The following is a 14,255-nucleotide window of genomic DNA, read 5'->3' as shown; positions in this document are numbered from 1 at the left end:
GTCTATTTTAATTTGCTATGTTTCCTTATTTTAATCATTTATGACATGAATCCATAGCCTTACCTCACTATCAGAACAAGCATCGTAAGCAATAACAAAATACATTCCACTAGGTAAGCTATTGGCATTCCAATCGTGCTTGTAGTTATCAGATTGATATACTTTTTCTTCCCAACGAGAATAAATAGACAGTTTTGCATTATCAGTTGGAAATACAAATGTATCATTAAACCCATCATCATTTGGTGTAATTACGTTTGTTACATCTTCTTCTGTAAGTGTAGGGTTAGTAGCTTTTACCTCTGTTGTGTCTTCAAACTGACAACCAAACTCATCGCTTACAATTATTTTATAGACTCCTTCTTGATTTACTAAAATTGTCTTTTCAGTAGAAGTTTGTCCATTTGGAAATACCCATAAGTATTCAGTAAAATTTTCCCTTAATGATAATTCAATTGACTGATTAATACATTTTAGCTCAAAACTATCTTGAATTAAATCTTTTTCTACTTCTACAAACTGAACATTTAAAGAATCCGTAAATCTACACCCAGCAGTAGTTTGAACTTGAATTGTATAAAGTCCTTCTAAAATCGTAGAGATAGATTCGTTTGTAGAAGTTGTGCCATTTGGTAATGTCCACAAATAAGAAGTGTGTTGTTCTGTTAGAGAAATAGTTTGACTTGTTCCACAAGGTAAGCTAAGGTTATCAAGTAGTAGATTTGCTGATTTTACTTCGTTATCCAAAACTACATCAGTTTGGTCTGTAAAACGACAACCTGCTGAATTTTGAACTTGTAGAGTATAAGTTCCTACTTCACTTACTGTAATATCTTGAGTAGTTAAAGTCGTTCCGTTTGGTAACATCCATAAATACGAAGTATAGCCATTTGGGGCTGATAGAGTCGTGATTGCATCACAAGATAAAGAAAAAGAAGTTGGAACTAAATCTAATCCTGTTGGAGTAGAGTCCAAAACTACATTTGTTTGATCAGTAAAACTACAACCTGCTGAATTTTGAACTTGTAATCTATAAGTTCCTACTTCACTTACTGTAATATCTTGAGTAGTTAAAGTCGTTCCGTTTGGCAATGTCCATAAATAAGAAGTATAGCCATTTGGGGCTGATAGAGTAGTTGTTCCTCCACAAGGCAAAGAAAAAGAAGTCGGAACTAAATCTAATCCTGTTGGAGTAGAGTCCAAAACTACATCGGTTTGGTCTGTAAAATTACAACCTGCTGAATTTTGAACTTGTAGAGTATAAGTTCCTACTTCACTTACTGTAATATCTTGAGTAGTTAAAGTCGTTCCGTTTGGTAACATCCATAAATACGAAGTATAGCCATTTGGGGCTGATAGAGTCGTGATTGCATCACAAGATAAAGAAAAAGAAGTTGGAAGTAAATCTAATCCTGTTGGAGTAGAGTCCAAAACTACATCGGTTTGGTCTGTAAAATTACAACCTGCTGAATTTTGAACTTGTAGAGTATAAGTTCCTACTTCACTTACTGTAATATCTTGAGTAGTTAAAGTCGTTCCGTTTGGTAACATCCATAAATACGAAGTATAGCCATTTGGGGCTGATAGAGTCGTGATTGCATCACAAGATAAAGAAAAAGAAGTTGGAACTAAATCTAATCCTGTTGGAGTAGAGTCCAAAACTACATTTGTTTGATCAGTAAAACTACAACCTGCTGAATTTTGAACTTGTAATCTATAAGTTCCTACTTCACTTACTGTAATATCTTGAGTAGTTAAAGTCGTTCCGTTTGGTAACATCCATAAATACGAAGTATAGCCATTTGGGGCTGATAGAGTAGTTGTTCCTCCACAAGGCAAAGAAAAAGAAGTCGGAACTAAATCTAATCCTGTTGGAGTAGAGTCCAAAACTACATCAGTTTGGTCTGTAAAATTACAACCTGCTGAATTTTGAACTTGTAGAGTATAAGTTCCTACTTCACTTACTGTAATATCTTGAGTAGTTAAAGTCGTTCCGTTTGGCAATGTCCATAAATAAGAAGCATAGCCATTTGGTGCTGATAGAGTCGTGATTGCATCACAAGATAAAGAAAAAGAAATCGGAACTAAATCTAATCCTGTTGGAGTAGAGTCCAAAACTACATTTATTTGATCAGTAAAACTACAACCTGCTGAACTTTGAACTTGTAATGTATAAGTTCCTACTTCACTTACTGTAATATCTTGAGTAGTTAAAGTCGTTCCGTTTGGTAACATCCATAAATACGAAGTGTAGCCATTTGGTGCTGATAGAGTCGTGATTGCATCACAAGATAAAGAAGAAGAAGTAGGAAGTAAATCTAATCCTGTCGGTGTTGTATCTATAACGACATCAGTTTGGTCGGTAAAAGTACATCCACTTGCATTTTGAACTTGCAAACTATACGTTCCTGCTGCACTTGCTGTAATATCTTGAGTAGTTAAAGTTGTTCCGTTCGGTAATGTCCATAAATACGAAGTGTAGCCATTTGGTGCTGATAAAGTGGTTGTTCCTCCACACGGTAAAGAGAAAGAAGTAGGAAGTAAATCAGGCGATGTAGGAATTGAAGAAGTTACAGTTGTTTGTGCAAAAAACTCACAATTACTTGTGTTTGTGGCTCTTAAAGAATGTACTCCTACTTGTGAGGTGGTAATCACTCGGTTTGTAGAAGTAGTTCCATCAGGAAAAGTCCATAAATATGAAGTATAGCCTGTTGAAGCAGAAAGAGTTGTACTAGGTGCAGAACATGAAATTGTTGTAGTTCCTGTAATACTTACCGAACCAGTACAACATGTAGAGTTTTTAGTTAAAGCAATAGAACCTGTGTTTAAAGCATTTCCATTTCCTAAAGTTATTGAGGTTGTATTAAATGTAATATTACTTATTGTTCCTGTAATATCTTCAACAGGGTCGGTAAAGTTAGTTTGATTACACTGCACATCTGTATCATCCTCTATTTTTACTGCATAAATATCATTTTGTCCTGCTCCAAAACTAGCTGTTCTTCCAATAATTACGATTCCATTTCCATCATTAGTAAGCACTACACTTCTAGCCTCTTCAAATCCTGTTCCTCCAAATGCTTTGCTCCAAAGATAATTCCCATTTATATCAGTACATAAAACTAACATATCCCTGTCTCCTCCTCCCACAGAAGAAGTGTAGCCTACAAAATAAAGTTTACTTCTATCTGCTGTAGCTGTTGCATAAAAAACTCTTTCGAATCCACTTCTGCCAAACTTTTTCCTTTGTGTAATTGTACCGTTTTGTTGTACTTTACAAAAAGCCATTTCTAAATCTGAAGCTGTGTTTCTATAACTTCCTGCTACTATGGTTTCGGTAGAAGAAATAGGCAAGATTACTCTAAACTCATCATTATCAGATGCTCCAAATCGTTTTCCCCAAACTTGATTTCCACTTCCATCTATACAAGTAATAGAGTTATCATATCTTCCACTAGGTGTTCCAGAACCATTACCTCCGTATGCTGTTGGTATGATAAAATTTCCATTCTGAATTTGTCTAATTCCTATGAAATACTGACTAATTTGATCATCATTAAATCCTCCCCGATGATAGCCTTTACACCAAATTATAGTACCTGTCGCAGAAATTCGCATAACCATTCCACTTCTATTATTTCTATTTGAATCAAAGGCAAAGTATCCAGTTACCATGTAATCTCCATTTGATAATTCTAAAGCATGGGTAGGAGCTACATAATTGGAGTAGGTGTATGTTTTTTGCCATTGAATATTTCCATTATTATCTGTTTTAATAAATAAAACTCTGTCAACAGAACTAAAACTAGCTGTAGTTGATGCAGATATTAGGAAACCATTATCATTTGTTCTGAGAAGATGCCATGATGTTTCGTCTGTATTTGAATCTCCATACGTACGTTGCCAAATTAATTCTCCACTTTCATCTATTTTCGAAAGATATAAGTCTTTTCTACTTCCTGCTTGTACATCTCCTAAGATTACATACCCATCTCCAACAGCTACTGATGCAATTCCCTCTTGATTTCCTGTTAGTCCATACGTATTTTGAAAAGATTGAGAAAAAACATCAGCAAAAGAAAAGAATACAAGATAAAAAAATAGTGTACAGTAAAAATTTTTCATAATTTTATTATATAAGAAAACATGCAAAACAAAAATAATCTGTAAAATTAATCTCAGTCCTCTGACAAAAGATTTTGAAACGAGATAAAAAAAAGCCATAATTGAGTTTCTTACAAAATTTTTCTCACAAATTTTTCTCAATTATGGCAAAAGCAAAGTATGCTTCTAGTGGTAAAGTTACAAAATTAGTTACTGTTTTATCTTCTCATTTAACAGAGTTTCATTTTGCACGAGTTCAATTTATAGGTCTTTTTGTAATAGCTGTTATAAAAGTAGGATTAGGAGGGTTGATTCAAATTGCTACAGCTTTTGAACGGAATGTAGAGTGCAGCTCCTCTTTACGTCGTATTGAACGCTTTTTAAATCACTATAACCTTGATTTTAAGGCAATTACTCTTTTAATTGTTTCTTTACAAGGTATTGATAAGTGGAAGGATATTGTTTTATGTCTTGACCGTTCCAATTGGAAAGTGGGTAAAAAAAATATAAATATTTTGTTACTTTCAGCAGCTTATAAAAATGTTTCAGTGCCTCTTATTTGGTCTGTTTTTCCAAAAAAAGGAAACTCTTCTACTGAAGAACGCATCGAATTAATAGAACGTTTTTTATCTATTTTTCCTAACCTATCTATTTCTTCTATTGTAGCAGATAGAGAGTTTGTAGGTCAAAAATGGTTTACTTATTTATCAGGAAAAAACTTTGATTTTGTAATGCGACTAAAGTCTAATTTTAAAGCGACTAGAAAAGGTAAAACAAAGTCAATTGCAGCCTGGTGTAGAGGACTGGCTATTTCAGAAACGTATCATTTAGAGGGTGTTTTTATAGTCAATGGTGTAGAAGTATATTTATCTGTAAGTAGAACACAAAAAGGATATATTTATCTAGCTTCACCTGTTTTTTTAGAAAACGCTTTTGAAATTTATAAACAACGTTGGGAAATAGAAACGCTGTTTAAAGCACTAAAAACACAAGGTTTTAAGCTAGAAAATACAAAATTGACAGAACCAGAGAAAATAGCTAAATTACTTGCTCTTTGTTCTATTGCATTTGTTTGGTGTTACAAAGTAGGGGAGTGGAAACATAAAAAAACGAAAATAAGAGTCTGTTCAAATGGATATAATGAATACTCTTTTTTCCGATATGGATTACTAGAAATCAAAAAAATACTCAATAATCCAATGAGTAAAGAAACTAAATTCAATCAGAAAATTAAAGTTTTGTCAATGGAGTGAGAAAATTAATAAAAAAACTCACTCCATGTATCCATTTAGATATTTCAAGAATACAAGCAATTTATTCTTTCTTTTTCTTCATTTCATTTTGTCGCATAGGCATAGCATCAATAGTTCCGAATAGCTTTTCTAAGGTCAGAATTTTATTTTCTACTTTTAATTTTGTACCTCCATCTTTTCCCACCAAAAAGACAGCAAATTTATTTTCTGCAAAGGAAAAATCAAATTGTTTTTTCAGTTCTTCAGTATCAGAATTAGAAATAGTTTTCTTACTAGGCATAATTCCTATTTCTTCAAAAACTTGAAATACAATCAAATCACGCTCTTCCAAACTTTCTTTGTCTTCCAAGAAAAGTTGCATTTGTTTTTGAAAGAGACTATTGTCTTTTGTATCTGAAAAAATAATTAAAATACGATTTTTCCATTTGTAATTAGCAAGCAAATCAGTCTTGTTATCCATAAATTTACAAGATAGAAGTAGAAAAAGTAAAGTAATAATAAAATAAATAGGTAGTTTCATAATTTTATCAACTCTATTTTTCTATTCTTGTTTCAAATGTAGAATGACTAACTAACTTTAGCTTACGCAAGAAAGGACATAAAAAAAGCCCTTACAAATTTGTAAAGGCTTTTTTCTATCTTTCAATTATGAAAATCTCAAAGTATCAGAACTACTAGAAAATAAAAGATAGTAATCTAATAATATCCTGTTAAGATTTTGCTCCTTCTCTTGGGCTCGAACCAAGGACCCTCTGATTAACAGTCAGATGCTCTAACCAGCTGAGCTAAGAAGGAATTTAAACTGGCTTCATTATGTTTAAATAATGTTTTGCAAAGGTATGAAAACTTTATTTAAATAACAAAACAAATTATGGTTATTTTTAAATGAGTTTTAAACTTTTTTTTGTTTTTAAAACTTGTCTTCTTTCTTTTTGATGACTTGTTTTTCTCATTTGCTGATGCAAAGGTAAAACGTTTTTTTAAATTACACAATAGTCAGACTAACTTTTTTTTATTTTTTTCTTGTTTTTTTCTCAGAGCTAATCTTATTCAGAGTTATTTTATTGATAAACAATGACTTATTAAAAAAATAATTTTTTCTGCCTTTTTCTAAAAACCTCTGTTTTATGTTGAAAGAGTATCTATTACTTAATTATTTCAACCTATTTGTGATAAAATAAGTTCGAATTGTTTTTTCAAAACAGGAATTTCTTTACGAGCCGTTACCCACACAAGTTCGAAGTTAATTCCTAAATATTCATGTACTAGCACTTTATGTAACTTTTCAATAGCTTCCCAATGTAATTGTGGATAATCATCTTTCAAGTCATCAGAAACTTTTTCTACAATCAATCCAATAATTTCCAGTTGCTTTACGGTCGCAATACGCATCATCGAATTGTTTAGAAAATCTTCATGAGAAGCTCCTTTTACATAACTTTCGATTTCATACATAGACTCCAAAACACTTTGTATACGTGCTAAGTCTGTTTTGCTTTGACTCATAAGGGTTTTGGGATTGGGTTTAAGTAGTTTTTTGAGAAATGAATAGCTTTACTTTAGATACTATAGAAAAGCTAATTTTATTCATTTTGTTGTAAAACCTACAGTATCGTAAAGGAATTTTTGACAAATTATTTAAACAAAGAGATTTGATTTACTTTCCAATATTACAAAACTTCTAAGAGAATTACATATTAAAAAATGTTTTTTTATACTCTTGACCTCAAAAATAGTAATTTCATCTAATAATCTAATCAAAAGTAATTTTAATTTTGTGTAAAGCTCTCACTACTTTCACTTCCAACCTCTTAATTTATGTATTCTGCATCTTATAAAAAACATCGTTTAAAATTTCGTTTCGTAGCTGGCACTTCTCGTGGCACAATGACTGAAAGAGATACCTATTTTATCTATTTATCAAAAAAGGATAATAATAAAATTATTGGAACAGGTGAAATATCGCCTCTTTTTGGATTAAGTATAGATTTTCTACCCAACCTTGAAAGTATAATTATTGATGTCTGTAAACGAATAGAAAAGGCTTCTATAAAATCACTTTCAGATATTTTTGCTTTAATTCCTGATTCTCTTCCTGCTGTTCGTTTTGGTTTCGAAACTGCTTTTTTAGATTTAGAAAATAATGGAAAACGTATTATTTATAAAAATGATTTTTCACTCAATCAAAAACCTATTCCTATTAATGGATTGGTTTGGATGGGAGATTTTGAATTTATGCAAAGTCAATTAGAAGAAAAACTAGAACAAGGATTTTCTTGTATAAAATTAAAGATTGGTGCAATAAATTTTGAAAAAGAATGTAAATTATTAGAATCCATTAGAAAACGTTTTGATGAAAATAAAATTACAATTCGTGTAGATGCAAATGGGGCTTTTCCTGCTAATGAAGCTCTAAAAAAATTAGAAGTTCTATCAAATTATGCCATTCATTCTATCGAACAACCAATTATGGCAAATCAATGGTATGAAATGAGACGACTTTGTGCAGAAACTCCTTTACCCATTGCTCTTGATGAAGAACTCATTCCTTTGGTAAATTTGGAAGACAAAAAGCAAATGTTAGATTATATCAAACCTCAATTTCTAATTTTCAAACCTACCTTATTAGGAGGACTACAAAAAACGGCTGAATGGATAGAACTCTGTAAAGAAAGAAATATAGATTGGTGGATTACCTCAGCTTTAGAATCGAATATTGGATTGAATGCCATTTCACAATTTGTAGCCAATTATAATCCTACACTTCCACAAGGATTAGGAACAGGAAAATTATATCATAATAATATAGAGTCTTCTTTGGAAATTGAAAATGGAGAGATTTTTAGTAGAAGAGGCGATAAAATATAAAACACAAACAACGCTTTTAGAAAATGAATACGCAAAATATTTCAGAAATTCAAACAAATACAATAATCAAAGAAGATCATGATGGATGGATCAATTTACCTGCGTGGAATGGATTTCAAGCTAGAAATAGAACTTATAGTTCAATAGATTCTGAAGAATCTTCTGATGGAATAATTAAAGCACATATAGTTGGTGTAATAACTAATCAAAAATATCTTTTATCTCAGGCACAGTTCAATGCAATTAAATATTTGAATGAAAATTCTGAATTAGTTAGAGATTCTTTGTTAAATAGTCTTTTAGATGATTATTCGAACACTAAAGATATCTATGAAGAATTAATGCCCGAAATTAATGTGATAGAAGATTATAAAAATTATGTTGGTGTTTCATTCTTGCATATAATGGATAGCGAAAAGAATGGCTTTGCTTATTATGGGTTTGAGTTAGGATGTAGCTGGGATGAAGAACATGGGGCAGGTGCAATGATGTATAAAGATAGAGTCATTAAAACTGGGCTTGCTGAAGAGTCATTTAATCACTGGAATTGCTATGAAGATAATGGGACTTTAGAATATCAACAAGAAAAATGGCAAAGAGACAATAAGATAAATACGTATCGAAAAAAATGGTGGGAATTTTGGAAATAAAACTATTTTCTATTGATACGAAATTCTTCATACAAAATGTAAAGCCATAGACTTTTCAAAATTTCTCAAAACAAATTTCCTTTACATTGATTTGTAAGTCGAAAATAGCTTTTTATCGAATTCTAATTTGATTTTTAGTGGTTTTTAGGAACTATTTCAGAAAAAACATGGCATTTCTTAAAATTATCTTTACTTTTATCGAATAAAATTAAATTTATACGTGTAAAGTCTTTAGATATTTTTTAATTTTGCCCTCAATTATTTTGCAAACTTATTTAGATTTGCATAAGATTAAAAATATATGAATCATTAGGTATCAGCCAAGCACAATGAACATAAAAACTCGTAAAGGATTCGACATAAACCTTGCAGGCAAAGCTGCCTTGCAATTAGGAGCTGCCGAGCAATCCGAAACATTTGCCATAAAACCTACCGATTTTGTAGGTATGCATCGCCCAAAAGTAGTAGTACGTGAAGGCGACGTAGTAAAAGCTGGAACACCTCTTTTCTTTGATAAACAATTAGAAAAGGCTCTTTATACCTCACCTGTAAGTGGTGAAGTGGTAGAAGTAAAGCGTGGAGACAAACGTAAACTCTTAGAAATCAAGATTTTGGCAGATAAGCAAATCGAATACGAAAACTTTACCAAGTATAGCGTATCTGATATGGCAAATCTGAAAGGAGAAGACGTAAAAGAATCACTTTTAAAAAGTGGTGCTTGGATAAACATTATTCAACGTCCTTATGGCATTGTTGCTAATCCTGATGAAACTCCTCGTGCTATTTTTATTTCTGCTTTTGACTCAAACCCTTTAGCTCCTGATTATGACTTCCTTTATAAAAATGAAGTACAATATTTTCAAGCAGGTATTGATGCACTAAAGAAAATGGTTGATGTACCTATTCACCTTACTACAAATGGAAATGCTGAAGTTTCAGCTATCTTCCAAAATGTACGTAATGTGGAACAACATACTATTTCAGGACCTCACCCAGCAGGAAATGTAGGAGTTCAGATTCATCATATTGACCCTATTAATAGAGGGGAGGTTGTTTGGACTATTGCGCCTTATGGAGTTATCCAAATGGGAAAATTATTTTTAGATGGGCGTTATGATGCTTCTAAAAAAATTGCTGTTGTAGGCTCAGAAGTAACAACTCCACAATATTATGAAACTTATATTGGTGCTAGGGTAGGTAAATTCTTAAAGAATAATCTCAAACAAGACCATGTAAGAGTTATTTCTGGAAATATTTTGACAGGAACAGCTATTGAAAAAGACAGTTATATTGGCTTTTATGATAATATAGTTACTGTTCTTCCAGAAGGTGACAGACCACGTTTCTTTTTAAGTGATGGTTGGCTTGCTCCTACTTCTCGTTTGAGTTTCCACCGTGCCTTAGGTCTTTTATCTTTCCTAAATCCTAAAAAAGAACGTGTTATTGATACAAGTTTGAATGGAGAAGAAAGAGCTTTTGTAGAGACAGGTGTAATGGAACAAGTAGTTCCGATGGATATTCTTCCTCTACAACTTGTAAAATCTATTATGGCAGAAGATTATGATGGAATGGAAAGTTTGGGTATTTATGAAGTGATTGAAGAGGATGTAGCTCTTTGCGAATTTGTAGATGTTTCTAAACACCGTATTCAAAACATTGTTCGTCAGGGAATTCAACTTTTACGTGAAGGCTAGAAAACTTAGCAATTTCGTAACTGATATATAAAGTTTGAATTAATTTTCAGACTAATTAAAATAAACAACTAATTTGGTTAATTTATACCTTATAAATTCGTAAGTATGAAGTTCTTACATGATATTTTAGAAAAACAAAAACCAATGTTTGAAAAAGGAGGAAAACTTGAAAAGTTTTACTACCTTTTTGAAGCTGGTGAGTCGTTTGCCTTTACTCCTCCTACCACAACTCCTGCGAAAGGCGCACATATTCGTGATGCCATCGACTTGAAACGCATGATGATGACAGTAGTTATCGCTATGGTTCCTGCTCTTTTATTTGGTATTTGGAATGTAGGCTATCAACATTTCTTAGCAACAGGAAATCCTGATGCTGCTCTTTTAGATATTATAATGGTAGGTACTATTCAAGTATTGCCTATTGTTATTGTAGCGTATACGGCTGGTGGTATTGTCGAAGTTATTTTTGGAATAATTCGAAAACACCCTATCAATGAAGGATTTTTAGTAACAGGACTACTTATTCCACTCGTTATGCCACCTGATATTCCTCTTTGGCAAGTTGCTTTAGCTACTGTTTTTGCAGTTGTGATTGCAAAAGAAGCCTTTGGAGGTACAGGAATGAACATTTTGAATGTAGCTCTTACAGCTCGTGCTTTTCTTTATTTTGCTTATCCTACTGATATTTCAGGTACGGTTTGGACATATTTGGGAGAAGGTGGAGCAAAAAATGCTGTTGATGGTTACACAGGAGCAACAGCATTATCTATTGCAGCAGAAGCTCCAGTTGGAACAAGTGTTGATGCAGCTTTGCAGTCAGCTACAAGTGGCTGGGCAGGTGCAGAAAGTTTATTTAGTTTCAATAATATGCTTATCGGTGTAATTCCTGGGTCTATTGGAGAAACATCTGCTTTAATGGCTCTTTTGGGAGCAATTATTCTTATCGTTGCTGGTGTAGCAAGCTGGAAAATTATGGTAAGTGGTGTAGTTGGAGCTTTGGTTATGGGACTTATCTTTAACCTTGCTGGTTCTACTCCTTTTATGCAAATGATGCCTCATTATCACTTAATTATGGGTGGTTTTGCCTTCGGAATTGTCTTTATGGCAACTGACCCAGTATCAGCTGCACAAACAGAAACAGGAAAATGGGTCTATGGATTTTTTATAGGACTTCTTACTGTTCTTATCCGTGTATTTAACCCTGCTTATCCAGAAGGAATTATGCTTGCCATTCTTCTTATGAATGTCTTTGCTCCTCTGATAGATTTTTATGTAATTCAAGCTAATAAAAACCGTAGATTAAAAAGAATCCATGTCTAAAGAATCAAACGCATACATCATAACCTTTGCAGTAATAATGATTGTCGTTATTGCTGCAACACTCGGCTTCGCTAAAGAATTCTTAAAAGAATCACAGACACAAGCCGTAAACTTAGATACTCAGAAACAAATTTTGAGTGCTATCGTTCCACTTTCAGAGGTTGGCGAAACAGGCGAACAAGTAAATGCCTATTACGCAAAACACATCGAATCTATTGCAGTAGATGTAAATGGTGATGAGAAGAAAGTAAACGAGGATGGCGAACAAATCATTCCTGAAAAAGTAAGTATCCGTAAAGAATTTAAGAAGAAGGATAAAGCTGAAAAAATTCTTCCTGTCTTCAAATTTAAAGATGATGCAGGAAAAGTAACTGCTTATATCTTACCTGTTTATGGAAATGGTCTTTGGGATAATATTTGGGGCTATATCGCTCTTGAGCCAGATATGAAAACTGTAAAAGGGGCAGTATTTGACCACAAAGGAGAAACTCCAGGACTAGGCGCACGTATCGCTGATGATGATATTGAAAGTCGTTATGCAGGAAAAACTATTTATAACGATAAAGGAGAACTAGGTATCGAAATGATTAAAGGTGAAGGAAACGTAGAACCAGGTTCTTTAGAAGGCTACAAAGTAGATGGAATGTCAGGAGCAACTATCACAGGACGTGGTGTTAATGACATGTTGAAAAACTATTTCACTTTGTATGAAAATTATATGCAAAAAGTAAAAAAATCTGCTTATAATGCCTCTTCCTTAAAAGAAGTCGCTCTAGTAAAATAGATTAAAAAACAGAAAATTTAGATTTAATTAAAATACTATAAATTTATTGAATGTATTTCAATAAATGCAACTATAACATTCTATGGCAACAGAAACAGCTAAATCTATGGAGGCTACCGTAGTAAAGAAAAAATCGGAAGATTTATTCTCAAAACGCCGTCGTCGTTTGGTAGCAGACCCATTAGACGATTCGAATCCGATTACAGTACAGGTTTTGGGTATTTGTTCGGCTCTTGCCGTTACTGCCAAAATTGCTCCTACTCTTGTTATGGCAACAGCTGTAATGATTGTAGTAATTGGTTCAAACGTTATTGTATCACTTTTACGCAATGTAATTCCAGGGCGTATCCGTATTATTGCACAGCTTGCTATTGTGGCAATGCTTGTAATTTTGGTAGACCAAGTTTTGAAAGCCTATTTTTATGACCTTGCCAAAATTGTTGGGGTTTATGTAGGTCTTATCATTACAAACTGTATTATTATGGGACGTTTGGAAGCCTTTGCAATGGGTAACAAACCATATGATTCAGCTCTTGATGGCTTAGGAAGTGGCTTAGGTTATGCTTGGGTTATTTTAGTAGTTGCCTTTTTTAGAGAGCTTTTTGGTTCTGGAACATTACTAGATATTCCAATTATAGCTCCTTTGAATGAAGCATTGGGAGTAAGTATTCCTAACAACGGACTTATGACTAATCCAGTTGGTGCATTTATCGTTATTGGTATTATCATTTGGGTACAACGCTATTTCAATGGTTATGTAGAAGACCATTAATTTATTGCTTTAAATTTTTTATAAAATAAAATCTTGTCGTTGTTGTGTTTTAAACCAACAATTCATCAATTACTAAAAATGGATTTAATCAATATATTTATTCGTTCGGTTTTTATCGAAAACATGGTCTTTGCTTACTTTTTAGGAATGTGTTCGTATCTAGCCGTTTCTAAGAAAGTTTCAACAGCTATGGGACTTGGTCTTGCAGTAGTTTTTGTTTTGGGCGTAACGTGTCCTGCTAACTATTTGATTCAAGAATATTTACTTAAAGAAGGTGCTTTAGCTCCAGTTTTGGGTGAAGAATTTGCAAAAGTAGATTTGAGTTTCTTACAGTTTATTACCTTTATTGCTGTAATTGCTTCTATTGTACAGCTTGTAGAAATGGTTATTGAACGTTTTTCTCCTGCTTTATATGGTGCATTAGGTATTTTCTTGCCACTAATCGCTGTAAACTGTGCTATTTTGGGTGGTTCACTCTTTATGGTTCAGAAAGAATATGATCTTGCTCAATCTGTTGTGTATGGTATTGGTTCGGGTGTAGGTTGGTGGATTGCTATCATTGCACTTGCAGCTATTCGTGAGAAAATGAGATATTCAAATGTTCCTGCGCCTTTGCGTGGTCTTGGTATTACATTTATCATTACAGGACTTATGGGACTTGCTTTCATGTCTTTTATGGGAATTACGCTGTAAAGATATTTCACAAAATAAAAAGAAATTAGATTGTGATAAACAATTTAATATGCTATTTTTATAAAATACTAAAAACTACTTTCTTTTATCAAAAGAAAGTAGTTTTTTTGTTTAAGA

The 14,255-nt window shown here is 32.8% G+C and carries 11 protein-coding genes and 1 tRNA gene; 8 read left to right on the top strand and 4 right to left on the bottom strand.

The features are described from left to right. Positions 1 to 30 precede the first annotated feature (30 nt). Positions 31 to 4,125 carry a gliding motility-associated C-terminal domain-containing protein gene (locus V9L05_RS10975; protein ID WP_338811926.1) on the bottom strand — a complete coding sequence of 1,365 codons (4,095 nt, stop codon included), beginning with the start codon at positions 4,123 to 4,125 and terminating at the stop codon, positions 31 to 33. A gap of 143 nt (positions 4,126 to 4,268) precedes the next feature. Here V9L05_RS10975 and V9L05_RS10970 point away from each other — a divergent pair, with 143 nt between their 5' ends. After that, positions 4,269 to 5,357, top strand: a complete 1,089-nt coding sequence (locus tag V9L05_RS10970; RefSeq protein WP_338811925.1) for an IS4 family transposase — start codon at positions 4,269 to 4,271, stop codon at positions 5,355 to 5,357. A gap of 61 nt (positions 5,358 to 5,418) precedes the next feature. On the opposite strand, the gene V9L05_RS10965 is transcribed toward V9L05_RS10970, so the two are convergent. The 3 genes from V9L05_RS10965 to V9L05_RS10955 all read right to left on the bottom strand — a co-directional run bounded on the left by V9L05_RS10965 (position 5,419) and on the right by V9L05_RS10955 (position 6,863). Then, positions 5,419 to 5,877, bottom strand: a complete 459-nt coding sequence (locus V9L05_RS10965; protein ID WP_338811924.1) for a DUF4174 domain-containing protein — start codon at positions 5,875 to 5,877, stop codon at positions 5,419 to 5,421. Between the two features lie 201 nt (positions 5,878 to 6,078). Next, positions 6,079 to 6,152, bottom strand: a tRNA-Asn gene (locus tag V9L05_RS10960). 363 nt (positions 6,153 to 6,515) lie between these two features. Continuing rightward, complete coding sequence (locus V9L05_RS10955; RefSeq protein WP_338793203.1) at positions 6,516 to 6,863, bottom strand: HepT-like ribonuclease domain-containing protein; 348 nt, start codon at positions 6,861 to 6,863, stop codon at positions 6,516 to 6,518. A 312-nt stretch (positions 6,864 to 7,175) separates the two neighbouring features. On the opposite strand from V9L05_RS10955, the gene menC reads away from it, so the two are divergent. The 7 genes from menC (at position 7,176) to nqrE (ending at position 14,138) form a co-directional block, all read left to right on the top strand. After that, a complete protein-coding gene (gene menC / locus V9L05_RS10950; protein ID WP_338811923.1) occupies positions 7,176 to 8,225 on the top strand; it encodes an o-succinylbenzoate synthase in 1,050 nt (349 codons plus the stop codon). A gap of 23 nt (positions 8,226 to 8,248) precedes the next feature. Next, entirely contained in the window at positions 8,249 to 8,875 is a 627-nt protein-coding gene (locus V9L05_RS10945) for a hypothetical protein (RefSeq protein WP_338811921.1), read from the top strand. Positions 8,876 to 9,204: 329 nt separating this feature from the next. Further along, positions 9,205 to 10,569, top strand: coding sequence for a Na(+)-translocating NADH-quinone reductase subunit A (locus tag V9L05_RS10940; protein ID WP_338811920.1), 1,365 nt, complete (start codon positions 9,205 to 9,207; stop codon positions 10,567 to 10,569). Positions 10,570 to 10,674: 105 nt separating this feature from the next. After that, entirely contained in the window at positions 10,675 to 11,889 is a 1,215-nt protein-coding gene (locus tag V9L05_RS10935) for an NADH:ubiquinone reductase (Na(+)-transporting) subunit B (RefSeq protein WP_338811919.1), read from the top strand. Continuing rightward, positions 11,882 to 12,673 (top strand): NADH:ubiquinone reductase (Na(+)-transporting) subunit C, encoded by a 792-nt coding sequence (nqrC, locus tag V9L05_RS10930; protein ID WP_338811917.1) that lies wholly within the window; start codon positions 11,882 to 11,884, stop codon positions 12,671 to 12,673. The genes V9L05_RS10935 and nqrC overlap by 8 nt, the downstream gene beginning before the upstream one ends. A gap of 82 nt (positions 12,674 to 12,755) precedes the next feature. After that, positions 12,756 to 13,445: an NADH:ubiquinone reductase (Na(+)-transporting) subunit D gene (locus tag V9L05_RS10925; RefSeq protein ID WP_338793209.1), complete on the top strand. Its 690-nt coding sequence runs from the start codon at positions 12,756 to 12,758 to the stop codon at positions 13,443 to 13,445. A 78-nt stretch (positions 13,446 to 13,523) separates the two neighbouring features. After that, positions 13,524 to 14,138 (top strand): NADH:ubiquinone reductase (Na(+)-transporting) subunit E, encoded by a 615-nt coding sequence (gene nqrE / locus V9L05_RS10920; protein ID WP_338793210.1) that lies wholly within the window; start codon positions 13,524 to 13,526, stop codon positions 14,136 to 14,138. The last annotated feature ends 117 nt before the right edge of the window (positions 14,139 to 14,255 follow it).

It is taken from the genome of Bernardetia sp. Wsw4-3y2 (genome assembly GCF_037126295.1).
GTDB lineage: Bacteria > Bacteroidota > Bacteroidia > Cytophagales > Bernardetiaceae > Bernardetia.
The sequence above is the reverse complement of the archived record's forward strand: the minus strand, read 5'-3'. Positions and strand labels throughout refer to the sequence as shown.

What these genes read in the sequence shown, in the direction of transcription:
- V9L05_RS10975 (WP_338811926.1), bottom strand. Translation starts at nt 4,125, where the DNA reads ATGAAAAATTTTTACTGTACACTATTTTTTTATCTTGTATTCTTTTCT.
- V9L05_RS10970 (WP_338811925.1), top strand. Translation starts at nt 4,269, where the DNA reads ATGGCAAAAGCAAAGTATGCTTCTAGTGGTAAAGTTACAAAATTAGTT.
- V9L05_RS10965 (WP_338811924.1), bottom strand. Translation starts at nt 5,877, where the DNA reads ATGAAACTACCTATTTATTTTATTATTACTTTACTTTTTCTACTTCTA.
- V9L05_RS10955 (WP_338793203.1), bottom strand. Translation starts at nt 6,863, where the DNA reads ATGAGTCAAAGCAAAACAGACTTAGCACGTATACAAAGTGTTTTGGAG.
- menC (WP_338811923.1), top strand. Translation starts at nt 7,176, where the DNA reads ATGTATTCTGCATCTTATAAAAAACATCGTTTAAAATTTCGTTTCGTA.
- V9L05_RS10945 (WP_338811921.1), top strand. Translation starts at nt 8,249, where the DNA reads ATGAATACGCAAAATATTTCAGAAATTCAAACAAATACAATAATCAAA.
- V9L05_RS10940 (WP_338811920.1), top strand. Translation starts at nt 9,205, where the DNA reads ATGAACATAAAAACTCGTAAAGGATTCGACATAAACCTTGCAGGCAAA.
- V9L05_RS10935 (WP_338811919.1), top strand. Translation starts at nt 10,675, where the DNA reads ATGAAGTTCTTACATGATATTTTAGAAAAACAAAAACCAATGTTTGAA.
- nqrC (WP_338811917.1), top strand. Translation starts at nt 11,882, where the DNA reads ATGTCTAAAGAATCAAACGCATACATCATAACCTTTGCAGTAATAATG.
- V9L05_RS10925 (WP_338793209.1), top strand. Translation starts at nt 12,756, where the DNA reads ATGGCAACAGAAACAGCTAAATCTATGGAGGCTACCGTAGTAAAGAAA.
- nqrE (WP_338793210.1), top strand. Translation starts at nt 13,524, where the DNA reads ATGGATTTAATCAATATATTTATTCGTTCGGTTTTTATCGAAAACATG.